At 58.1% G+C, this 21,080-nt stretch carries 19 protein-coding genes; 3 read left to right on the forward strand and 16 right to left on the reverse strand.

Features of this window, described 5'->3' with window-relative positions:
• Positions 1-285: 285 nt before the first annotated feature.
• Positions 286-555, forward strand: a complete 270-nt coding sequence (locus ACZ89E_RS06315) for a DUF1652 domain-containing protein (RefSeq protein WP_463257458.1) — start codon at positions 286-288, stop codon at positions 553-555.
• On the opposite strand, the gene ACZ89E_RS06320 is transcribed toward ACZ89E_RS06315, so the two are convergent.
• From ACZ89E_RS06320 to ACZ89E_RS06330, 3 genes are all read right to left on the reverse strand, one after another.
• A complete protein-coding gene (locus ACZ89E_RS06320; RefSeq protein ID WP_149661629.1) occupies positions 552-947 on the reverse strand; it encodes a hypothetical protein in 396 nt (131 codons plus the stop codon). The two genes, ACZ89E_RS06315 and ACZ89E_RS06320, sit on opposite strands and share 4 nt — an antisense overlap.
• Positions 948-1,038: 91 nt before the next feature.
• Complete coding sequence (locus tag ACZ89E_RS06325; RefSeq protein ID WP_149661630.1) at positions 1,039-1,308, reverse strand: DUF2790 domain-containing protein; 270 nt, start codon at positions 1,306-1,308, stop codon at positions 1,039-1,041.
• Positions 1,309-1,502: 194 nt separating this feature from the next.
• Entirely contained in the window at positions 1,503-2,051 is a 549-nt protein-coding gene (locus tag ACZ89E_RS06330) for a hypothetical protein (RefSeq protein WP_476255127.1), read from the reverse strand.
• A 378-nt stretch (positions 2,052-2,429) separates the two neighbouring features.
• On the opposite strand from ACZ89E_RS06330, the gene ACZ89E_RS06335 reads away from it, so the two are divergent.
• On the forward strand, positions 2,430-2,726 hold the full coding sequence (locus ACZ89E_RS06335; RefSeq protein WP_149661632.1) for a hypothetical protein: 297 nt from the start codon (positions 2,430-2,432) through the stop codon (positions 2,724-2,726).
• 24 nt (positions 2,727-2,750) lie between these two features.
• On the opposite strand, the gene ACZ89E_RS06340 is transcribed toward ACZ89E_RS06335, so the two are convergent.
• From ACZ89E_RS06340 to tssI, 4 genes are all read right to left on the reverse strand, one after another.
• Positions 2,751-3,485 (reverse strand): hypothetical protein, encoded by a 735-nt coding sequence (locus tag ACZ89E_RS06340; RefSeq protein ID WP_476255128.1) that lies wholly within the window; start codon positions 3,483-3,485, stop codon positions 2,751-2,753.
• Entirely contained in the window at positions 3,460-4,230 is a 771-nt protein-coding gene (locus ACZ89E_RS06345) for a PoNe immunity protein domain-containing protein (RefSeq protein WP_476255129.1), read from the reverse strand. Before ACZ89E_RS06345 ends, ACZ89E_RS06340 begins: the two co-directional genes overlap by 26 nt.
• 371 nt (positions 4,231-4,601) lie before the next feature.
• Positions 4,602-5,252, reverse strand: a complete 651-nt coding sequence (locus ACZ89E_RS06350) for a DUF2931 family protein (RefSeq protein ID WP_476255130.1) — start codon at positions 5,250-5,252, stop codon at positions 4,602-4,604.
• Entirely contained in the window at positions 5,245-8,733 is a 3,489-nt protein-coding gene (gene tssI / locus ACZ89E_RS06355) for a type VI secretion system tip protein TssI/VgrG (protein ID WP_476255131.1), read from the reverse strand. Before tssI ends, ACZ89E_RS06350 begins: the two co-directional genes overlap by 8 nt.
• Positions 8,734-9,083: 350 nt before the next feature.
• Here tssI and ACZ89E_RS06360 point away from each other — a divergent pair, with 350 nt between their 5' ends.
• Positions 9,084-10,385: an OprD family porin gene (locus tag ACZ89E_RS06360; RefSeq protein ID WP_476255132.1), complete on the forward strand. Its 1,302-nt coding sequence runs from the start codon at positions 9,084-9,086 to the stop codon at positions 10,383-10,385.
• Between the two features lie 85 nt (positions 10,386-10,470).
• Here ACZ89E_RS06360 and ACZ89E_RS06365 read toward each other — a convergent pair whose 3' ends face one another.
• The 9 genes from ACZ89E_RS06365 to ACZ89E_RS06405 all read right to left on the reverse strand — a co-directional run bounded on the left by ACZ89E_RS06365 (position 10,471) and on the right by ACZ89E_RS06405 (position 21,038).
• On the reverse strand, positions 10,471-11,091 hold the full coding sequence (locus tag ACZ89E_RS06365; protein WP_149661641.1) for a transglycosylase SLT domain-containing protein: 621 nt from the start codon (positions 11,089-11,091) through the stop codon (positions 10,471-10,473).
• Between the two features lie 169 nt (positions 11,092-11,260).
• Entirely contained in the window at positions 11,261-12,205 is a 945-nt protein-coding gene (locus ACZ89E_RS06370) for a carbohydrate kinase family protein (RefSeq protein ID WP_149661642.1), read from the reverse strand.
• Positions 12,206-12,220: 15 nt separating this feature from the next.
• Positions 12,221-13,717: a xylulokinase gene (gene xylB / locus ACZ89E_RS06375; protein ID WP_476255133.1), complete on the reverse strand. Its 1,497-nt coding sequence runs from the start codon at positions 13,715-13,717 to the stop codon at positions 12,221-12,223.
• A 127-nt stretch (positions 13,718-13,844) separates the two neighbouring features.
• Positions 13,845-15,320, reverse strand: coding sequence for a mannitol dehydrogenase family protein (locus ACZ89E_RS06380; RefSeq protein ID WP_149661644.1), 1,476 nt, complete (start codon positions 15,318-15,320; stop codon positions 13,845-13,847).
• Positions 15,321-15,332: 12 nt separating this feature from the next.
• Positions 15,333-16,436, reverse strand: coding sequence for an ABC transporter ATP-binding protein (locus tag ACZ89E_RS06385; RefSeq protein WP_149661645.1), 1,104 nt, complete (start codon positions 16,434-16,436; stop codon positions 15,333-15,335).
• Between the two features lie 126 nt (positions 16,437-16,562).
• Entirely contained in the window at positions 16,563-17,393 is an 831-nt protein-coding gene (locus tag ACZ89E_RS06390) for a carbohydrate ABC transporter permease (RefSeq protein WP_054046221.1), read from the reverse strand.
• 10 nt (positions 17,394-17,403) lie between these two features.
• Positions 17,404-18,303 (reverse strand): carbohydrate ABC transporter permease, encoded by a 900-nt coding sequence (locus ACZ89E_RS06395; protein ID WP_256672338.1) that lies wholly within the window; start codon positions 18,301-18,303, stop codon positions 17,404-17,406.
• A 205-nt stretch (positions 18,304-18,508) separates the two neighbouring features.
• Complete coding sequence (locus tag ACZ89E_RS06400; protein ID WP_476255134.1) at positions 18,509-19,819, reverse strand: ABC transporter substrate-binding protein; 1,311 nt, start codon at positions 19,817-19,819, stop codon at positions 18,509-18,511.
• Between the two features lie 313 nt (positions 19,820-20,132).
• Positions 20,133-21,038, reverse strand: a complete 906-nt coding sequence (locus ACZ89E_RS06405) for an AraC family transcriptional regulator (RefSeq protein WP_149660331.1) — start codon at positions 21,036-21,038, stop codon at positions 20,133-20,135.
• Between the last annotated feature and the right edge of the window lie 42 nt (positions 21,039-21,080).

Here is a 21,080-nt window from a genome sequence, read left to right on the forward strand (position 1 = left end):
ATATTGCAGGGCTTCTACCGGCCCTTCTTGCATCTTGCATGAGGGCAATCTGATGGCGCGCAGCCTAAACCTTTGATTTGCCGACGAGGTGCAGAGCGAATTCTTGGGCATGTTTTATGCTGTAGCTGGTCTTAAGCTGACCGACGAGTTCATATGAGTCAGTGTTGCTACGAGAGAACGGCCAGGTAATGAAATGTTCAGGCCCGCAAGGAAGACAAACGGGTTTTTTCAGCACCGACCGATGATTATTTTGATTGGCAGTCTCACATTAAGGAGAGGGTCGCCATGTTTCTTTCTGCCCTGGAACTTCGCAACATCATTGAAAGCAGCTTCCTGCCGAAGCGCTGTCAATGCACGCTGACGCCTGACTTGTCGATGACCGTAAAAGTGTATGCCGACACGCACACCGATCAACTGGATCTGATGGTGACCGGTATCAACGCCAAACACTTGAATGGTTGTCGCGAAATCAACGACCTGATTGCCGAACTTCGATCCGACATGCAGCACAGGGCATCCGCCCAGACATTGCATCCGGATCGCAAAGCACTTTAACCCACAGTTTCGAGCTCGACCGATACGCGCCGGGTCTGGAAAAATCCCAGACCCAGCGCCAGTTCGACCCCGACAGCCAGCAAAATACCTGGCCCGGCATGGCCATTCAGCCATTCGCCGAAGCCCAGTGCTGCCAAACCCCAACAGCCGACAATAAAACCGTTGCTCAAAGCACTGCGAGTCGCGGAAGGCGCCTCGTTGCGAACCAGATAAAACATCACCCCCAACGCCGCAAAGAGCACGGCGCTACGCCGCGCGACCAGTCCCGCCGCCGACGAATACTCGATGCTCCAGACCGCCAATAACTGATCCGGCATCAAGCCCCACACCAACGCCAGCACGAAACACAGCGCGGCGGTGAACGTCGACAACGTACGAAACGATAACTGCATGGCGAATCCTTGCGGCAGTGAGGGAGGCGCCCAAAGCATAGCGCCAGATCCCTCACAGGCAAACCGCAAAGCGCCGAATCAGAGCCTTCTGTCAGTTCTGATAACTGCAGGCGTCAGACAATTTCCGATAGGTGATCTCCGACGGTTTACCCGTGGCACTGTCGATGTACTTCATGTCTGCGTTGACCACTTTGCAGTCCAACGTCGTCGGTTCGTTCAAGGCAATCACCTTGCCCACGTGCAGCGGCATGCCGTACTGGTACGGAGTCGCCTGGGAGGTCGAAGTGTCGTTGGCTTGGGCCAGACCGGTAAACGCGGTGCAGGCGAGGGCAGTGGTGATCAGCAAGGTGCGCATGTTCATGGAGGTTCTCCGGTGCAGGCTTAAAGTCAGCTCGACGAATAAGGCGTCGAACCTGCCGCACTGGGCATCAGGAGAGTCTGAAGGCGTGCGGTCCCGTAAAGTTTTGGACCGCGGCGTTAAGCGATGGTTAACCCGGATGAACGCCACCTGTCGCAAGGCGGTTTCTGACAGAGGTTTCATGTGGGACCGGTCAGTTAGTTGCTGGAACGACTCTCCAGGCGCACGACTTTAAAACCACGCGCCTCGGGAAGCGCGTCAATGCCGATAGCCGTTTCAGCCTGGCCTTTGCCGGCCACGTAGTCATAGAGCAGCAACTTCGTCGGGACTTCATAGCCTTCGTTTGGCATGACCAGACGCATTTGCTGCGGCCCCAGATAGAGCCAACGGGGCAGGGCCTTCTCGGCGAAATCGATTTGCTCAACGCTGTGAGTGACCGGGTTTTTGCGCAACACGACGCCTTTCATATAGGGCGAGCGGTATTCCAGGGCGAATATCAGGGTTGAGGACACGCACTTTGCCAGGACGATGCGGCCGATAAAGTCCTCTTGGGGCATATCGGTGAAGGCGATGTGGGTGTTGCCGTCGAGTTTTACGAAAAGACGATGGCCGTCTTCGGCGGGCTCGGCCAGCAGCGATACCTTGGAGTGGCCGGCTAAAGGGCAGGTGAGGATGGTCTTGAGCGGTTGCGCGTAGGCTGGGGTGGTTAGCAGTGCTGCGATGAGGTACGGCCAAGGTGATTTCATTGGGGCGGGAATCCTTTCGGTTGTTGGGTCCTACATTACTGCCCGTGAGTCGTAAAAAATCCTAAGAAAGCTTCGTCCCGTTCCTACAAGCTTGGGCGCATTGTCGACTTTCGCCGGCCGGCTTCCGGCGGGTACTGTTTGGCATCGCTGCAAAATCAGCGGTCAGGTTTGGTCACCTGCTGCCATCACACAGATGTGTGTGCCATCATTCGCCCCGCGGACTTCTATGTGTTCGTAGTGCGTTGTAATGGCGGCTGTGTGCCGGACGCCTTCGGGCGAGCCGAGTCGATGGTATCGGTTGACCAAGCCTGTACACAGTCCGCCTCCATCGTTTGGTCACGATGCTGGCGGTTATTCACAAATCATCGAGTAACCACTATGCCAACGCTAAATCCATTTCCCGATCGCTACCGCCCAATCAAGAGCAGCGTCACTGATTCAAGCCCCCTGGTCATCGACACCGAGGCCAATCCCCAAGACATTCTCGAAGCCGCACTCCAACGCATCCGTGCCTCCAGCAACTTGCTGGAAACGTTGCATTGCCAGTGCTTCAAAGACGGTGACGTCCAGGACATTCCCCACATTACCCACGCGCTGTATCTGCTGACGCAGGACGGCTGCGATCTATTGCAAGTCGCGCAGCAACAAATGCTGGGCTGGACAGCCCCAGCCTGACGCCCGCAGAAATACGCCTGCCTTCTACGAGGCAGGCGTCAACACGGCAGAGGCGGGCACCCGACTCAAAAACAGCGCCAAACCTTGCTGATACTGCTCGGCGTCCATCACATCGCTGCGTTTGGGAATGTGATAGGCCTTGTCCTTGCGATCCGACTCAGCGCAGGCCACCGAGTAAAAGTCAGGTGTCTCATTGAGACGCACAATCTTCCCCCAAGCCAACCCGCCTTTTGCACCCTTGGCATTGACCAAACTGAAACCCTGATCATCAAGCAGCAAGCGATACGCACCCTCAACAGACTTGAGGTTAATACGCAGCTTGGCTTCGATAAGGCGCTGATTCGTGCCGCGCAAAGGCGCACTCGGCTTGGCGTGGCTGGCGGCCATACGTGCGCGCAGGTGGCCCAACCATCGACTGGAAAAGAACCACCAAAACACCGCGAAGATCGCCCCGAACAACACCATCGTGATGATCTTCTGAGGAGTGAACTGGCGCTCGGGGAAATAGATCGCCAGCATCCCGCCGGCCAGGCACAGCACAAACACCAGCGGGGCGAGCAGACGTTCCTGCAAGCGTGCGACGAAACCCATCAGTTGGGCCTGCTGCTCATCATGCTTGAGCATCTCGCGCTCCAGCTGTTCGCCGATCCTGATCTGGGTGTGCTCGGGGGTAATGGTGAAGTGCAGTTCCATGGCGTTGAATCCGAAGTCCGTTTCTGAAGAGGGCGGGAGTTTACGTTTTTGCTGCGCGTCTGGCATAGGCAACCAGGTCTTTGGGGTAAACCATGCTATCGATTTTGCTGTCGTCGATGCCGTATAAAAACGCGATTGCACCAGCTTCGATAGCCCAATAACCTACGTAATTACCATCTTCTCCTTGATGGTGAGTATCGTGCCACGGCGTTTGCTCAAAAGCGGAATACCACCCATCACAATACTGTTGGAGCAATGTTGACTGCTCTTCTTTATTCTCGATGTAGATCGCCTGAATAAGGGGCGTATAGACGTCGTGATACCACTGATCAACATCGTGACGGTCAGGCAAAACCTTCTTCAACAAGTCCTCATAAAGCGTGTCGTCGCCAGCATATCCGGCTTCGTCCATGAGCTTGACGAAGCGCGGTAGCAAGTCTGTGCGATGCAGCAGAACGCAAAAACCGATCACTTGAACGGCTTCTTCGTATTGATCCGGCCAGTCGTCCATTGCCAGCGGCGAGATTTTTGGTGAGTCCTCATACCGGGCCAACATTTTCTGACGAACTTCGTACTTTTCAATCACGTCTTCAAGCAGAGGGATAAGAGAAGCTATGGCCTCTCCACCGGTATAAGCAGCAAGGAGTCTATCCAGCGCCAAGGTCTGAAAATGGCTGGCACGAAGAGAGGCTTCCTGCACGATTGAGTCAGATTGAAATGTATTGGTTTTGCAGAACTCAATAACTTCGTCGTGTTCGCGGAGAAAGTTTTCATAATGTTTTTTACTGAATAGATGTTGTCGTATGTTCATAAATATCCAGTTCCTGAGGCAATATCCCGTTTTTTAGTCAGGGATGAACTTGTAATTCGCTAGCCCAAAACCAAATCGTGTTGCCCCCTTCGAATCATTTGTAATAGGCATCACCGCGCCCCGTTCGAAATAGCGACGAGAATCTGCTTGCACAGGTATGGAATTGCAACTGCGACAATCAACCCGCCGATTACTATAATCACAGGAATCGTCGCAACAGCTTTCCCCAAATCGACCAGAGGTTGTACCAAGTCGATATTTTTGATCGCGTCGAGTTTCAAGTAGGTGTATAGCTGAACCTCCTGCCTATTGAGGTCGCGCAGCAACAGGTATTGGAGTTGGGCTTCAATTAATAAGAAATATAATTGCTATTACCAAGAGCCATAAGGCACGCCAAATTTCTCGATATAAGCTTTGGATACGTCTGAAAGTGTGTCGTATTTCCCACCAGACTTACCTTCATAAGGACCGCGCGGATCTACCTTGGCTTGAACCCTTGTGACTTCAATGGCAGGCAAGCAGGGGCCCATTACCCAGACTTTTGCAACGCCGCCAGGAGCAAGACCTATGACCAGTGCCTCACGGTAGTCCGTTATCCATTTACCATCAAAGGCGCAAAAAACCTTTTCTTCCTTGCGCATCATCTCCCTGGCCGAGTCCGGTATGTCGATGGTTACTTGGTAGGTTTGCGGTTCTACCAGTGATTGCCAGCGGACATAGATTTTCTTAGGTAAGTCTGCCCCTTTGATGTACTTACCTTTACCCCAGCCCGGTTTTGCAGGCCAGCCTTTCGGATGGCCACTATTGTTCGAAGGTTTCGGTGTTTCAGCGTTTCCACTCATGGCGCGTGCATATACATTCCCTTGAATATCTACAGCATCGGCTGTTTCGATCCAGACATCCATGTAGCTGGGGGCCGAGAAGCCGAGCCGCCATGCGTCATAAGGCAATGATTTACTATTGGCGAGTGCGCTTGCACTGAGCAGGAACGTGACAAAGGCGATACGTATGAATTTACTCATTAGGGTGCACTGTGCGCAGTAAGTTTTCGTTTGGACGATTGATGAAAACGACATCCAGATCGCTGTTGTTCATGTTTTTTGCCGCATTCCAGTTGTCGGACAAGTGTACATACCGTTGGAAAAGCAGTTCTTCTTCTTGTGGGCTCAGTCCAGGTGTCGCGCTTTTGCCCAATGCAAAGTTCATCAGCTTTTCAGAAATTGGAACTAGCTCGGCAGGTAGCGCTAGCCTAGGATCATTTTCCGATATCTTTTGAAGGGGTACGCCATTCTCTACCGCCAGCTCACGCATGACCCGCAAGTAGATCAACGACAGGTCACTACGAACTTCACGCTGGCTGCTCACTGCGGCGTACACATGTTTCATGTTGGTTCGATTATCTTTGTCGGCTGGTCGATACGGCACCTCCCATGTACGCACCTCTAAAGGGAGGTTGTATTGCGCCAGTTGGTCTTGGAGTCTTCTCAAATCCTGCTGGGCAAGCTTGTAGCTATTGGCTTCGGTAAATGAGGTTTTTTCCGCTACATCGCTTCGACGTGGCTTGCTAATGAGTACGCGTTCTGTGGCCTTCGGCAAGTAACCTCCCCCGAGGTCTGAGTGCACGCCGGGCAGTACAATATCTGCTGCACCCAAGCTATTCAGAGAGAAGTTATAACGCCGCTCATTTCTAGCGACCAGATGAACGACTTTTTTCGCGGCATCGGGAGCCAGAACGATATTGATACCAGGGTTGTTTGCGTTATGCCCATTCAAGTCCAGCAGTAGTGGATTGGCAATCGCGGCCACGGTGTCATAAATACCGATAAAGTCTATCGATACATCGGAATGTGCCTTCCATGTAAAACCACCTACAAAGCCGGCAGAACCTGCTGGAATGACTTTAGCCAGAATACTTTGTTCCCCTTTAAGCACCTCATTGGCAAAGTCCCGTGCGGCGGCTGCTCCACGACTGAAACCGAAAATATCAAACTCAATAGATTTAATTCGTTTGTCGGCATTATTCATTCCGAAAGCTCGCAGCGCTTTGATCAGCAGTGCAGGAGTCTCCTCCACCCGGGACCTTACGCCCTGAGCGCCTAATCCAGTACCTTGCGAGTACAGGGAATCATCACCGGTGCTACTGGTTCCAATGCCCTCTACATAGATGGCCAGATTCGCTGTCGTAGCGTCGATCGGCAAAGTTTCATTCGATTGTTGGTCATACAAGTCATACAGCTTAGCTACGTTACTCGCATCATTCCCGTAGCTGTTATCCGGCGAACTCCCTTTGCCGTCATAGCCATGAGCGGCGCAGTACTTGCGAATATCCTCTGCTGCTTCTTCCAGGTTCACGTCCGGCGCAAAGCAGCCATATACACGTTCACTGTTGGTTCGGTTATTACCCGTCCCGTCGAAAAACACGCCGATGCGTAAGGTGATCTCATCTTCACCGACCTCTTCTTCCTCTTCCTCTTCTTCGAGCTCATCTGCTTCAGCAGGTGCCGCTGAATCAGGGACCGCATTGAACTTTCCAACAGGTGGAGCGCTAAGCAGCTTGCCCGCGATGGCGGCAGCGGCGGCGCCTGGAGTGATGGGCGCAAGAATCTGAATCCCGGTGCCCGCCCCAGGGGAGCCACCCGTGTTCACCTTCACATTCGCCCCACTAATCGTCACACCCCCCGCATCCACCTTCACAAAGCTCCCGCCAGCCTTGGCCGTAAGCTCCATCCCCCCCTCAACCACAACCTTTTCCCCAGCGTTGTAGTGAATCTCCTGACCCGCCTCGACAAACAACGCCGTCCCCACCTTCACATGCTGGGTCACGCCAACGGTGAGGTGGTCATTCGCCCGGGATTCGGTCTTGCGATCCAGGTGGGTGATGCGGTGTTCTTCGACCTTGAATTCGCTGAGAACATTGGCCTCGACCGTGTCGTGGCGTTCGTTGCCGACGCGGATCTTCTGGTCGTGCTCGATGTTTTCATCCCAGTCGCGTTGGGCGTGGAGGTAGATCTGTTCCGCGCCTTTCTTGTCTTCGATGCGGAATTCGTTGTAGCCCTTGCCACCCGGTGAGCTGAGGGTTTTGAAGGTGCTGCGGGTTTTGTTGGCGGGGAGGTCGTAGGGGACGACGTTTTCCTTGTGGTACAGGCAGCCGGTGACGAGCGGTTGATCCGGGTCGCCTTCCATGAAGGACACCAGCACTTCCATGCCGATGCGCGGGATGGCGATGCCGCCGTAGGCGTTGCCGGCCCAGCCGGTGGCGACGCGCAGCCAGCAGGTGGTGTTGTCGTCGGCCTGGCCGTCGCGGTCCCAGAAGAATTGGACTTTGACCCGGCCGTATGGGTCGGTGTGGATTTCTTCGCCTTTGGGGCCGGTGACGATGGCGGTCTGGCTGCCGAGGATTTTGGCTTTCGGGTGTTCGAGGGCAGGGCGGAAGTGCGCGTCCCACGGGGTGGCGAGGAAGCGGTTGCGGTAGCCCTGGTGGAAGTCGTCCTTGTTGTCGGTGACGTCGCTGGTGGTGTTTTCGCCGAGCACTTGCGGTTGTTTGCCTTCGTGGACGACTTCCAGCAGCAGCCAGAGGTCGTTCCACTCGGCGCGCGGGTGTTCGCTCAGGGCCAGGAAGTGGCCGCTGACCAGGGTCGGCTCGTCGCTTTTGCCTTCGGCGAGTTTGTAGTCGCTGCGATGCCGCTCAAGGGCGCGGGTAGCCAGTTGCTTGCCGCGCTCGCGGTCGGTGAAGCGGCCGGGGTAGTCGTAGTCTTCGAGGTCCGGGGCGAAGGGGCTTTTGGCGGTGCCTTCGGGGAGGATGCGTGGTTTTTCGAAGTCGTAGTCCCGGCGGCTGACGCGGGTGGTGCGGGTTTCCAGGCGCAGGTTGAAGCGCTTGATCACCGGTTTTTCGGCGGCCATGCCGGAGTCTTGCTGGTAGCTCACGGGGGCGAGTTTGCGGAACACCGTCTGGTCATCGCCGAACACCAGTGTGTGGCCGCTGGCGGAGTGCTGGAAGTGGAAGTGAATGCCTTCTTCTTCGCACAGGCGCTGGATGAAATGCAGGTCGGATTCGTCGTACTGCACGCAGTAGTCGCGTTCGGGGTAGACCGCACGGAGTTGGAAGCTGTAGGCATCGGCGAGGATGCCGCGCGCTTCGAGGACCTGGCCGATGATCTTCGGTACGGTCAGGTGCTGGAAGATCTGCTGGTCATGGTTGTGCCGCAGGTAGGCGAGTTGCGGCACCAGGCTGACGCTGTAGCGCGTGAGCTTTTTGCCGGAATCGCCTTGTTCGATGCGGTAGACCAGGCCGTGGATGATGCCTTCGCCGGTGGCGCCGAAGGTCAGGCAGCCAGGCTTGTGCAGCAGCTCTTCGAGTTTGAGGTCGGGGCGGGCGCTGACCAGTTCGATGTCGAAACAGAACGGTTGGTTGAGGGCTTCGCGACCGACGAAACTGAGCACTTGAAGGTCGGTGGAAACACCTTCCAGCGTGAGGGAAATATGGGTTGCGTTCGCGTCCAGCATGCCTTGAATTCCGTCCTTTGAATAAGCTGGGGCGGATGGTGCAGGATTAACCGGGCGCGTTCAAGGCGCAAATGCCGTGCTTGAGGGTAGGGAAATCCCCTATGTGCAGGGTTTCGGTCAATGAATGCGGAGATTTAGACCTGACCGGTTCCAACAGGAGGGAACTCGAACTGAAGAACTGCCAGTCAGTTTCAGACTAAAGTCGCCTTCAACCCGTAAAAGCCTTGTGCCATCATCGCCGTTCACCCCCGTGTGTTCACTTCACTCTGGCCCGTCACCGGTCCAGGGCGGAAGCTATTTTCTGGCTTATTGCGCCTTGCGCAAACGCTGCACTGTTGGAGCTTTTTTTCATGCGTCCCCCATTTCCCCTCATCACGGCCCGCCAGTCATTCGGCTTCGGCGCTCTAGCCCTGTGCGCCGGTTTTACCGGGTCGGTCCAGGCCAGCGGTTTTATCGACGACACCACGGCGAAAATCGAATCGCGTACGGTGTATTTCAACCGCGACTTCCGTGATGGGCACACCAGCAACGACCAGGGCGCTTCCAAGCGTGAGGAGTCGGCACAAGGTTTCATTCTCAATCTGCAATCGGGTTATACCGAGGGCACGGTCGGTTTCGGAATCGATGCATTGGGCATGCTCGGGCTCAAGCTCGATTCCAGCGCCGACAGCAGCAACAGCGGCTTGCTGCCGTCGTCCGGCGAGAACCCGCGCGGTTCGAAGGACCAGTACGCCAAGCTCGGCGTGACCGCCAAAGTGCGGGTCTCGCAAAGCGTGTTGAAGTACGGCGCGTTGCTGCCGGACCTGCCGCTGCTCAAGTACAACGACGGCCGTCTGCTGCCGACGATGTTCAACGGCGCGATGCTGACCTCCAAAGAGGTCAAAGACCTGACCTTCATGGCCGCGCGATTGGACAAATACACCGCCCGGGATTCGACGGATGCGCAAGACATCCGCGTGCACTGCAAGAACAAGCGCTACGCCTGCAATGTCACCGCTGACCATTTCGACATGTACGGCTTCGACTACAAGATCAACGAGCGCCTGACTGCCCAATACCATTACGCGGAACTGGAGGACATCTACCGCCAGCACTTCGTCGGTGTGTTGGCCAACCAACCGTTGGGTGACGGCGTACTGAAGGCGGATCTGCGACTGCTGAAAAGTGCCGACAGCGGCGCCGCCCGTGCCGGTTCCATCGACAACCGTGCCCTGAGCGGCATGCTGTCGTATGCGTTGAGTGGCCACACCTTCAGCGCCGGCTGGCAGCGCATGAATGGCGACAACTCGATGCCGTACCTGGATGGCACCAACCCGTACCTGGTCAACTATGTGCAGGTCAACGACTTCGCCGCCGCGCAAGAGCGTTCGTGGCAGTTGCGCTATGACTATGACTTCAAGGCGATTGGCCTCAACGGGCTGAGTTTCCTGACCCGTTATGTGAACGGCGACCATATCAAGGTGCTGGGCAGCGCTCAGGACGGGAAGGAGTGGGAGCGCGACAGCGAACTGAAGTACGTGGTGCAGAGCGGGACGTTCAAGGACGTGAGTTTGCGTCTGCGCAATGCGACGTACCGGACCAATTACGAGAAGTTTGCCCGGGACGTGGATGAGACCCGGTTGATCGTGAGTTACAACTTCTCGGTGTTGTGACCGGTAGGACTTTGTAGGCGCTGCCGCAGGCTGCGATCTTTTAGAAGCAAGATCAAAAGATCGCAGCCTTCGGCAGCTACGGGGTTTAGAGCCAATGCCAGAACCGGCTCCAGAACCCGCGATTCAGATCGTTCTTGCACCCGGCGTATTGCTGCGCATACAGATCGGATCGACCCTGGACCTTGCCGGCCGTGGCCACCAGCCAGGCTTTGCTGGCGTAGGTTTTCTGGCGATAGCCGCCCCAGCCTTCGTGATAGTTGAGGTACTGCCCGTAGGCGTCGTATTTGTAGACGCCGTTGATGCTGGCGGTTTTGTCCATGTACCAGCCGACAAAATCGATGGCGTCATCGAAATCCTCGCGGTCGGCCCCACCTCTGCCTGTGCTTTTCTGATAGTCGGACCAGACCTCGTCCTTGGCCTGGGCGTAGCCCGATGCCGTCGACACCCGGCCCCACGGAATGATCCAGAGCAGGTATTTGCGCGGCGTCTTGGCGTCGTAACGATAGCCGGACTCTTGATACATGATCGCGAAGGGCACCTGGATCGGCACGCCCCAGCGTTTTTGCGTGACTTGCGCGGCGTCGTACCAGTCGCTCTTTTCCCGAAAGATCTCGCAGATATCGTTGGGGGAGCGGGGCGGCGAGGTGCTGCAACCGGCCAGCACTGTCGTGAGTAATACAAGCCCAGCTGTTTGCCTAGAGTTCAAAAGCCCGTCTTCCCGTCATGCGCTTAAAAAGGGCGACAGTTTACACAGGACCTTTGATCGTTCCCACGCTCTGCGTGGGAATGCCTCAACGGACGCTCCGCGTTCGGCTCTGGATGGGACGCGGAGCGTCCCGGGCTGCGTACCCACGCAGAGCGTGGGAACGCTCGGTTCAGTGCAAATCCAACTGCTGCCGATACGGCAAATCCGGCCCGGTCTTGCTGCAGGTCAGCGCCGCCGCTTGCACCGCAAACTTCAACATCCCGTCAATCTGCTCCCGACTCAGGCGCTGCACACCGTCCACCGAATCCAGCTGATGCTCGGTCAGCCAGGTAATCAACGCAGCCTGGAAGGTATCGCCAGCCCCGACCGTATCGGCAATCTTCACCGATTGCGCCGGCACCGACCACGAACCATGGGCCCGACTGAACACCGTTGCGCCTTCGCCACCACGGGTCAAAAACACCAATTGGCAGCGATGCTGCAACCAGCCTTCAATGACACGCGCCGGGTCTTGCTCGGGGTAGAGCAGGCTCAAGTCTTCATCGCTGACCTTGATCAGGTCGGCCAACTTCACCAGTTCGGCAATCCGCGAACGCCACAGGTCGATGTTCGGCTCTGGATTCAACCGCACATTCGGATCAAGGCTGATCAGGCGTTTACCGCTTTCGCGACCCACCAACGCCAGCAAGGTGTCGGCAATCGGCTGCACCACCAGCGAGTACGAACCAATGTGCAAACCGCGCACTTCAGGCCCCAGCACCGGCAGATGCTCCAGGCGCAATTGCCGATCCGCGCAGCCTTCACCGCGGAAGCTGTAATGGGGCGAGCCATTGGCGCCGACCGCGACCATCGCCAGGGTGGTCGGCGCGGCGAAGTCCACCAGGTAATCCGGGCACACACCTTCGTCCTGCAACACGTGCTGCAAGCGGCGGCCGAGGTAGTCGGTGGACAACCCGGCAAACAACGCCGAATCCACGCCCAAGCGGCGCAAACCCACCGCGACGTTGAACGGCGAACCGCCGGCAATCGCCTTGAAATTCACTTTTGAAGCCAGACCGCTGGCATCGTCTTCGCTGAAGAAATCGAACAGCGCTTCGCCACACACCAGATACATAGAATTGTTCGCTCTTTAAAGGGTTGCGACATGCTGTTGATAGCGTTCGTAAGCCTGCTGCGCGGCTGCCACATTCTCGGCGATCGGCAGGGTTTCGCTGGCCAGGTCGAGTTTCACGCAGCGCTCGCACAAGTCCGCCAGGGTGATTTCGTGGCCGTTTGACCAGGACTTGCACCACGCCGCTTGAATCGCCGCGCCGAGGGCGGCGGCTTCGCTTTGTTCGGTGCAGATCACCGGGGTGTTCATGATGTCGGCGACGATCTGGCGCCACACCGGGCTTTTCGAGCCGCCGCCGATCAAGCAAATGCTGCGGCTTTGTAAGCCATTTTGCCGCAGCAGGTCCAGTCCGTAACGCAGACCGAAGGTCGTGCCTTCGACGGCGGCGCGGCACAGGTTGGCCTGGGTCAGGTTGGTCATGGTCAAGCCGTGCAGGCTGCCGGTGGCGTGGGGCAGGGCGGGGACGCGTTCGCCGTTGAGGAACGGCAGCATGCACACGCCGTCCGCACCGATCGGCGCCTGTTCGACCAGAGCGTTGAAGCGCTCGATATCCAGCTCGAACAACTCGCGAATCACCCCGGTGGCATTGGTCAGGTTCATGGTGCAGATCAACGGCAACCAGCCGCCGCTGGAGGAGCAGAACGTGGCGACCGAGGCGTCCGGGCTGACTTTGGGCTGTTCGGCATAGGCATAGACCGTGCCCGAGGAGCCCAGGCTCATGGTGATCGCCCCGGGCTGGATGTTGCCGGTACCGATGGCCCCCATCATGTTGTCGCCGCCGCCGCTGGACACCAGCGCTTGCGGGTTGATGCCCAGGTGTTCGGCGATGCTGGGCAGGACGGTTCCTACCGCTTGGTGCGCATCGATCAGCTCCGGCAGCGCCGCTTGCAGGCGCCCGGTGGGGTCGATGTCGCGCAGCAGCTGCAAGTCCCACTGGCGGGTGCGTACATTGAAATAACCGGTGCCCGACGCATCGCCGTATTCGCTGCAACTGCGGCCGGTGAGCCAATAGTTGAGGAAGTCGTGGGGCAGCAGGATGCGCGCGATGCGGGCAAAAATCTGTGGGTGCTGTTCTTTGGTCCAGAGCAGTTTGGACACGGTGTAGCCCGGCGCGATGACGATGCCGAGGCGTTCCAGCGAAGCTTTTTCGCCGCCCAGATGGGTCAGCAGGCGATCATTTTCCGGGGTGGATTCGGTGTCGCACCAGAGCTTGGCCGGGCGCAGGACCTGGCCTTGATCGTCGAGCAACACCAGACCGTGTTGCTGGCCGGAGACGCCGATGCCGAGGATGTCCTGGCCGTCGACGTTGGCGGCGAGCAGGGCGCGGCGGGTGGCGAGGGCGAAGGCTTCCAGCCACTGATCGGTGTCTTGCTCGCGCCGACCGTTGGCGCCGCTGATCAGGGTGTGGGCGGCGGCGCCCTGGCCCAGCACTTGACCGCTGACCGCGTCGAGGATGATGGCTTTGGTGCCTTGGGTGCCGCAGTCGATGCCGAGGAATAGTTGTTGGTTTGCCATGGATGACCCTACCGAAGATCGTTCCCGCGCTCTGCGTGGGAATGCCTCAATGGACGCTCTGCGTCCGCTTTTGGATGGGGGACGCGGAGCGTCCCGGGCTGCATTCCCACGCAGCGCGTGGGAACGATCAGGCCGCGAGTACTTTTTCCAGGGTTCGGGTCACGCCCACCTCTCGCAAGCTGTTGCAGCACCACTCAAACGCCGCGACAAACTCCGCCGAACGCGGGATCGCCGTGCCAAAAATCTCATCGACCTCCAACAACCGCTGGGTGATCAACGCATCATCCGCCACCAACGCCTGACAGAACGTCGCCCGCGGATCGGGAATCGAATAGGTATCGCCATTCTCATCCACGCCCTTCAAATACAAGGCCCAGGCCGCCACCACCAACGCCGCACGCTTGGTCTCCTGGCCGTCAGCGATCAGGCGATTAATCGTCGGCACGGTGAATTTCGGAAACTTCGAGGAACCGTCCGAACACACCCGCTCCAGTTGATCGGCAATCGCCTGATTGGAAAACCGCGCCACCAGAGTGTTCTTGTATTCGGTCAGGTCGATCCCCGGCACCGAAGCCAGTTGTGGCGTGACGTCGAGGTCCATGTAGGCGCGCATGTAACGCACGAACAGCGGGTCGTTCATGGTTTCGTGGACGAAGCGATAACCCTTCAAGAACCCCAGATATGTCAGGGCCAGGTGGCTGCCGTTCAGCAACTTGATCTTCATTTCTTCGTAAGGCGTGACGTCGTTGGTGAACTGCACGCCGACCTTTTCCCAGGCCGGGCGGCCGTTGACGAACTTGTCTTCCAACACCCATTGCACAAACGGTTCGCAGACCACCGGCCAGGCGTCGTCGATCGCGGTTTTGTCGTGCAATTGCAGTTTGTGCTCGGTGCTGGTCATCGGCGTGATGCGGTCAACCATGGCGTTGGGGAAGCTGACGTTCTGGTCGATCCAGTCCCGCAGATCGGCATCGCGCAGCGCAGCGAAGGCCAGCAGTGCCTTGCGGGCTACCGCGCCGTTGTGCGGCAGGTTATCGCAGGACATCAAGGTGAACGCTGGCGTGCCGGCGGCGCGACGTTTGGCCAACGCGGAGCAGAGAAAGCCGAACACGGTTTTCGGTGCGTTCGGGTGCGCCAGGTCGTGCTGGATCAGCGGCAGATGGGCCATGAACTCGCCGTTGCTGTCGTCGATGCAGTAGCCGCCCTCGGTGATGGTCAGCGAGACGATGCGGATCTGGGGGCTGGCGAGTTTGTCGATCAGCGCCTCGGCGCTGTCTTCGGCCAGCAACATGTCGCGGATCGCGCCGATCACCCGGACTTCGGCGTCAGCGTCGTCGCCCAGTTCAAACAAGGTGAACAGGTAATCCTGTTCCTTCAGATCGTCCCGGGCGCGACGGTCTTCGGCACGCAGGCCGACCCCGCAAATCGCCCAGTCGAGGCCTTCGCCGGTGTTCATCAGCGCATCGGTGTAATACGCCTGATGCGCCCGGTGGAAACCGCCGACGCCGATGTGGGCGATGCCTTGGCGCGTATCGCTCAGGGCGTAGGCGGGCAGTGCCACCTCAGGCGCGAGGCGATTGAGGTTCTGTTTATTCAGTTTCATCGCATAGTCTCGTCAGGCAGCGGCGCGCAGTGGGCGAGTTAACGCCACGCCGTCGGCATCGAATAAATGGCAGTGTTCGGCGTCCAGGTGCAGGCTCAGCGACTCACCGTAACGGCTGGCCAGGTCACCGCGCACGCGCATGGTCAGCGCTTCGCCGGAGGTGGTCACCACGTGGCAGAAGGTGTCGCTGCCCAGGCGTTCGCTGACGTCGGCGGTGACTTGCAGGGTGCAGTCGCCGGTTTGCGCCAGGTTCAGGTGTTCCGGGCGAATTCCCAGAGTCACTGGGCCGCCGACGCTCAGATTGGCGCCGCTCAACGGCAGGGTGATGCGGGTGCCGGCGTCGAGCAGGACTTCGACGTTCTGGCTTTCAACACGAGTGACTTTGCCCTTGAGGAAGCCCATTTTCGGCGTGCCGAGGAAACCGGCGACAAACAGGTTGGCCGGCTGGTGATACAGGTCCAGCGGCGAGCCGACTTGTTCAACTTTACCGCCATTGAGCACCACGACTTTGTCGGCCATGGTCATGGCTTCGACCTGGTCGTGGGTCACGTAGATCATGGTGGCTTTGAGTTCTTTGTGCAGACGCAGCAGTTCCAGGCGCATCTGCACCCGCAGGGCAGCGTCGAGGTTGGACAGCGGTTCGTCAAACAGGAAGATTTTCGGGTTGCGCACGATGGCGCGGCCGATGGCGACCCGTTGGCGCTGGCCGCCGGACAGTTGTTTCGGCTTGCGTTCGAGCATCGGCCCGAGTTCGAGGATGCGTGCCGCTTCGCCGACTTTCTTCTCGACTTCGGCTTTTGGCACGCCGGCCAGGTCGAGGGCGAACGACATGTTCTTTTTTACGGTCATGTGTGGGTACAGGGCGTAGGTCTGGAACACCATCGCCAGGTCGCGCTTGGCCGGGCTGACTTCGGTGATGTCGCGGCCATCGAGTTCGATGGTGCCGCCGCTGACTTCTTCAAGGCCCGCGATCAGGCGCAGCAGGGTGGACTTGCCGCAGCCCGATGGACCGACGAACACCACGAATTCCTTGTCGTTCACTTCCAGGTCGATGCCCTTGATGATGGAAAAGCCTTCGAAGCCTTTTTGCAGATTCTTGATTTTCAGGTTGGCCATGATGATGGGCCTCCACATGTTTTTATTGATTTGAGCCGGGCGCGCTTTTTGTAGGAGCCAGGCTTGCCGGCGAAGGCGATTTAACGGACGCCTTCGCCGGCAAGCCGTGCTCCTACAGGAATCGGTTTATTTCACGGCGCCGAACGACAGGCCGCGAACCAGTTGTTTCTGGCTGATCCAGCCGAAGATCAGGATCGGCGCACACGCCAGGGTCGATACCGCCGACAACTTGGCCCAGAACAGACCTTCGGGGCTTGAGTACGAGGCGATCAACGCGGTCAACGGTGCGGCTTTGGACGAGGTCAGGTTCAAGGACCAGAACGCTTCGTTCCAGCACAGGATCAGCGACAGCAGCACCGTGGAGGCCAGGCCACCCTTGGCGATGGGCAGCAGCACGCGGACCATTTCCTGCCACAGCGTTGCCCCGTCCAGCCGTGCGGCTTCGAGGATGTCTTTGGGGATGTCCTTGAAGTAGGTGTAAATCATCCAGACCACGATCGGCAGGTTGATCAGGGTGTAGATCACGATCAGCGCGATACGCGTATCGAGCAGGCCGAAACTCTTGGCCAGCAGGTAGATCGGCATCAGCACGCCCACCGGTGGCAGCATCTTGGTGGAGAGCATCCACAGCAGCGTGCCTTTGGTGCGTTTGGTTTCGTAGAACGCCATCGAGTAGGCCGCCGGCACTGCGATCAGCAGGCACAGGGCCGTGGCGCTGAAGGAAATCACCACCGAGTTCCAGGCGAAGCTGAAGTAGTCGCTGCGCTCGTTGATGTGCAGGTAGTTTTCCAGCGTCGGGGTGAAGATGAATTGCGGCGGCGTGGCGAACGCGTCGATTTCGGTTTTGAAACTGGTCAGCACCATCCAGAAGATCGGGAAGAAGATCAGGATCGCGATGGCCCAGGCCAGGGTGCCGAGCAGCAGGCTTTGCAGACGGCGGGATTGTTGAAGAGTCATGGCGCAGGCCTCAGGCTTTGTCTGTCAGGTTTTTGCCGATCATGCGCACCAGCACGATGGCCGCGACGTTGGCAATCACCACCGCGATCAAACCGCCGGCGGACGCCATGCCCACATCAAACTGCACCAGCGCCTGGTTGTAGATCAGGTAGGCGAGGTTGGTCGAGGCGTAGCCGGGGCCGCCGTTGGTGGTGGTAAAGATTTCAGCAAACACCGAGAGCAGGAAGATCGTTTCAATCATCACCACCACCGCAATTGGCCGCGCCAGGTGCGGCAGGGTCAGGTGCCAGAAGATCGCGACCGGACCGGCACCGTCCAGGCGCGCGGCTTCTTTCTGTTCCTGGTCCAGCGACTGCATGGCGGTCATCAGGATCAGGATCGCGAAGGGCAGCCATTGCCACGAGACAATGATGATGATCGACAGCAGCGGGTAGTGCGCCAGCCAGTCCACCGGTTGTGCGCCGAACAGCTTCCAGACGTAGGCGAGAATCCCCGACACCGGATGGAAAATCAGGTTCTTCCAGATCAGCGCGCCGACGGTGGGCATGATGAAGAACGGCGAAATCAGCATGACCCGCACGATGCCGCGACCGAGGAACTCACTGGCCTCCAGCAACGCACTGATCAACACGCCGAACACCACGCTGATCAGCAGCACGCTGCCTACCAGCAACAGGGTGTTGGTGGCGCCGGGCAGGAAGCCCGAGTCGGTGAGGAAATAGGTGAAGTTCTCCAGCCCCACGAACTCGTTCTCGCCGGGGTTGAGCAGGTTGTAGCGGATCACCGAGAAGTAGAGGGTCATGCCCAGCGGCACGATCATCCACAGCAGCAACATGACCACCGAAGGGCTGACCAGAAACCAGCCGGGATTGGCCAACCGGCTTTTACGCACCGGTTGGGGAATGTCCATTTGAGCTTTGGCAGTTGAAATATTCATGGCGATAGAACCAATTAAGAACAGGCAGGTGAAGATCAACTGTAGGAGCGAGGCTTGTGTGGCGAGGGAGCTTGCTCCCGCTGGGTCGCGAAGCGACCCCAAAAGCTTTGCGACTGCTTCGCAGCCGAGCGGGAGCAAGCTCCCTCGCCACAAAAAGCGCTCCTACAGAGGGCGCGGGTTACTTGGGATAACCGGCGCGCTTCATCTCACGTTCGGTGGTTTGCTGGGCGGCGGCCAGGGCCTGGTCGACCGTGGTCTGACCGATCAGCGCTGCCGAGAACGACTTGCCGACCTGGGTGCCGATGCCCTGGAATTCAGGAATGGTCACCAGTTGGATGCCGATGTACGGCACAGGCTTGACGCTCGGTTTGCTCGGGTCGGCGGCTTTCAGCGACTCGAGGGTCACTTTGGCGAACGGCGCGGCTTTCATGTAGGCCTCGCTGTAAGTTGAGGCCCGGGTGCCTGGCGGTACGTTGGCGATGCCGTCTTTCTCGGCAACCAGTGCGCCGTACTCCTTGGAAGTCGCCCAGGCACTGAAGGTTTTCGCCGCGTCCTTGGCCTTGGAACTGGTCGGAATCGCCAGCGCCCAGGAGTACAACCAGGCCGAGCCTTTATCGGTGACTTCATGGGGCGCATAGGTGAAACCGACGTGCTCGCTGACCTTGCTTTGCGTCTTGTCGGTGACGAAGGAGCCGGCGACGCTGGCATCGACCCAGATCGCGCACTTGCCGCTGTTGAACAGCGCCAGGTTTTCGTTGAAACCGTTGCTGGAGGCGCCCGGTGGGCCCGAATCCTTCATGGTCTGCACGTAGAAGTTCAGCGCGTTCTTCCACTCGGGGCCGGTGAATTCCGGTTGCCACTTCTCATCGAACCAGCGCGCGCCATAGGCGTTGGCGATGGTGGTGATCAGCGCCATGTTCTCGCCCCAGCCGGCCTTGCCGCGCAGGCAGATGCCGTACTGTTCTTTATCTTTATCGGTGAGTTTCTTCGCGAACTCGCTGATCTGGGTCCAGGTCGGGCGCTCCGGCATTTCCAGCCCGGCGCTCTTGAACAGATCGGTGCGGTAATAGGTGATCGAGCTTTCGGCGTAGAACGGCAGGGCGTACAGCGAACCCTTGACCGACAGGCCTTCACGCACCGACGGGAACACGTCGTCGAGGGCGTAGCTGGCCGGCAAGTCCTTCATCGGCTCCAGCCAACCTTTGGCTCCCCAGAGTGCGGCTTCGTACATGCCGATGGTCAGCACATCGAACTGCCCGCCCTGAGTCGCAATGTCGGTGGTCAGGCGTTGGCGCAGGACGTTTTCTTCGAGCACCACCCAATTGAGCTTGATGTCCGGATGCTCGGTCTCGAAGGTTTTCGAGAGCTTTTGCATGCGAATCATGTCGCTGTTGTTGACGGTGGCAATGGTCAGGGTCTGGGCGCCGAGACTGACGCTGCTGAGGGTCATGCAGGTGAGGGCAAGCAGAGCTTTTACAGAAGGTTGCATCGAGCACTCCTTTTCTGTACCCGGCGGGGCCAGAAGGACAGTTATTGTTTTTGTGTCTTCCTGATGAGGGAAGAATGTGCACTGATTACAGCCTTCAATTGCGGATGTGACAAATCATCCATCGCACTTGAATCGATACTTTTTTGCACTGGGGTTTTCGGTGGGAAGTACGGGGTAGGGCTTTTAGATGATTGTCGATGATGAAATGCGTACAGGTTTTGTAGGGAAACCTGTAGGAGCGAGGCTTGCCCGCGAAGGCGTCTTTTCTGACACACCGCCTTCGCGGGCAAGCCTCGCCCCTGCAAAAAAGCATTTAACCGAGGTTTTGCTCGGTCAAACGTTGGACCGCCAACCGCCGGTAATGGGAAGGGGTCATGCCCTTGAGTTGCTGAAACCGTCGGTTGAAGTTGGAAATATTGTTGAAACCCGACTCGAAACACACATCGGTCACCGGTTTATCGCCATCGGCCAGGAGTTCACAGGACTTGCTGATGCGCAGGCGATTGACGAATTCGATGAAGCAGCGCCCGGTGGCCTGCTTGAACACTCGACTGAAATACGTCGGCTTCATACCCAGGTGCTCGGCGACTTCTTCCAGCGGCAGTTCCCGGGCGTAATGGGCAAAGATGTAATCCACCGCCCGGTTGGTGCGGTCAACGTTGTGTTCATCCGCCAATGGCGTGGTCGTGGCGCCCGACAGCAGTTGGTAATCATCGGACGCCGCGAGCAATTCCAGCAAAATCAGGAAATGCCCGAGCCGGGTCACGCCTTGGGTGTCGGCGATGCGCTGCATCAGGGTCATGGCCTGGCGGATGGTGCGCTTGCAGCGAAACTCGATGCCGTACTGCGCGCGCTCCAGCAAGGGCACCAGGGTCTTGAGTTCGGCAAACACCAGGTGACCGCTGTCGAACAACTCATCGGTGAAGTTGACCAGCATGTCGCGTTTGGGCACCACTTCGTCTTCGGCGACCTGGCTGATCCAGTTGTGCGGCAGGTTGGGGCCGGTCAGGAACAGCGTTTCCGGGTAGAAGTTGCCAATGTAATCACCGATGAACACCTTGCCGGAACTGGCGACGATCAGGTGCAGTTCGTATTCCTTGTGGAAATGCCAGCGCACCAACGGGCATGGGAAACCATGCTGGCGATAGATGATGGACAACCCGTTGTGGTCGTCCATCAACTCGTAGGAAGGATCGGTTATTCGGGCGGATCGGCTCATGGCAGGGCACTTTTATTGTTATTGCCTGCTGATGATGCCTCT

Source organism: Pseudomonas sp. TE3899, assembly GCF_056279105.1.

Excerpts from the sequence above, each read along its gene's own strand:
- ACZ89E_RS06385 (WP_149661645.1), bottom strand. The coding sequence starts at position 16,436 with ATGGCCAACCTGAAAATCAAGAATCTGCAAAAAGGCTTCGAAGGCTTT.
- ACZ89E_RS06400 (WP_476255134.1), bottom strand. The coding sequence starts at position 19,819 with ATGCAACCTTCTGTAAAAGCTCTGCTTGCCCTCACCTGCATGACCCTC.
- ACZ89E_RS06370 (WP_149661642.1), bottom strand. The coding sequence starts at position 12,205 with ATGTATCTGGTGTGTGGCGAAGCGCTGTTCGATTTCTTCAGCGAAGAC.
- ACZ89E_RS06390 (WP_054046221.1), bottom strand. The coding sequence starts at position 17,393 with ATGACTCTTCAACAATCCCGCCGTCTGCAAAGCCTGCTGCTCGGCACC.
- ACZ89E_RS06325 (WP_149661630.1), bottom strand. The coding sequence starts at position 1,308 with ATGAACATGCGCACCTTGCTGATCACCACTGCCCTCGCCTGCACCGCG.
- ACZ89E_RS06350 (WP_476255130.1), bottom strand. The coding sequence starts at position 5,252 with ATGAGTAAATTCATACGTATCGCCTTTGTCACGTTCCTGCTCAGTGCA.
- ACZ89E_RS06340 (WP_476255128.1), bottom strand. The coding sequence starts at position 3,485 with ATGCCAGACGCGCAGCAAAAACGTAAACTCCCGCCCTCTTCAGAAACG.
- ACZ89E_RS06360 (WP_476255132.1), top strand. The coding sequence starts at position 9,084 with ATGCGTCCCCCATTTCCCCTCATCACGGCCCGCCAGTCATTCGGCTTC.
- ACZ89E_RS06345 (WP_476255129.1), bottom strand. The coding sequence starts at position 4,230 with ATGAACATACGACAACATCTATTCAGTAAAAAACATTATGAAAACTTT.
- ACZ89E_RS06335 (WP_149661632.1), top strand. The coding sequence starts at position 2,430 with ATGCCAACGCTAAATCCATTTCCCGATCGCTACCGCCCAATCAAGAGC.
- tssI (WP_476255131.1), bottom strand. The coding sequence starts at position 8,733 with ATGCTGGACGCGAACGCAACCCATATTTCCCTCACGCTGGAAGGTGTT.
- xylB (WP_476255133.1), bottom strand. The coding sequence starts at position 13,717 with ATGGCAAACCAACAACTATTCCTCGGCATCGACTGCGGCACCCAAGGC.
- ACZ89E_RS06320 (WP_149661629.1), bottom strand. The coding sequence starts at position 947 with ATGCAGTTATCGTTTCGTACGTTGTCGACGTTCACCGCCGCGCTGTGT.
- ACZ89E_RS06380 (WP_149661644.1), bottom strand. The coding sequence starts at position 15,320 with ATGAAACTGAATAAACAGAACCTCAATCGCCTCGCGCCTGAGGTGGCA.
- ACZ89E_RS06315 (WP_463257458.1), top strand. The coding sequence starts at position 286 with ATGTTTCTTTCTGCCCTGGAACTTCGCAACATCATTGAAAGCAGCTTC.
- ACZ89E_RS06405 (WP_149660331.1), bottom strand. The coding sequence starts at position 21,038 with ATGAGCCGATCCGCCCGAATAACCGATCCTTCCTACGAGTTGATGGAC.
- ACZ89E_RS06395 (WP_256672338.1), bottom strand. The coding sequence starts at position 18,303 with ATGGACATTCCCCAACCGGTGCGTAAAAGCCGGTTGGCCAATCCCGGC.
- ACZ89E_RS06330 (WP_476255127.1), bottom strand. The coding sequence starts at position 2,051 with ATGAAATCACCTTGGCCGTACCTCATCGCAGCACTGCTAACCACCCCA.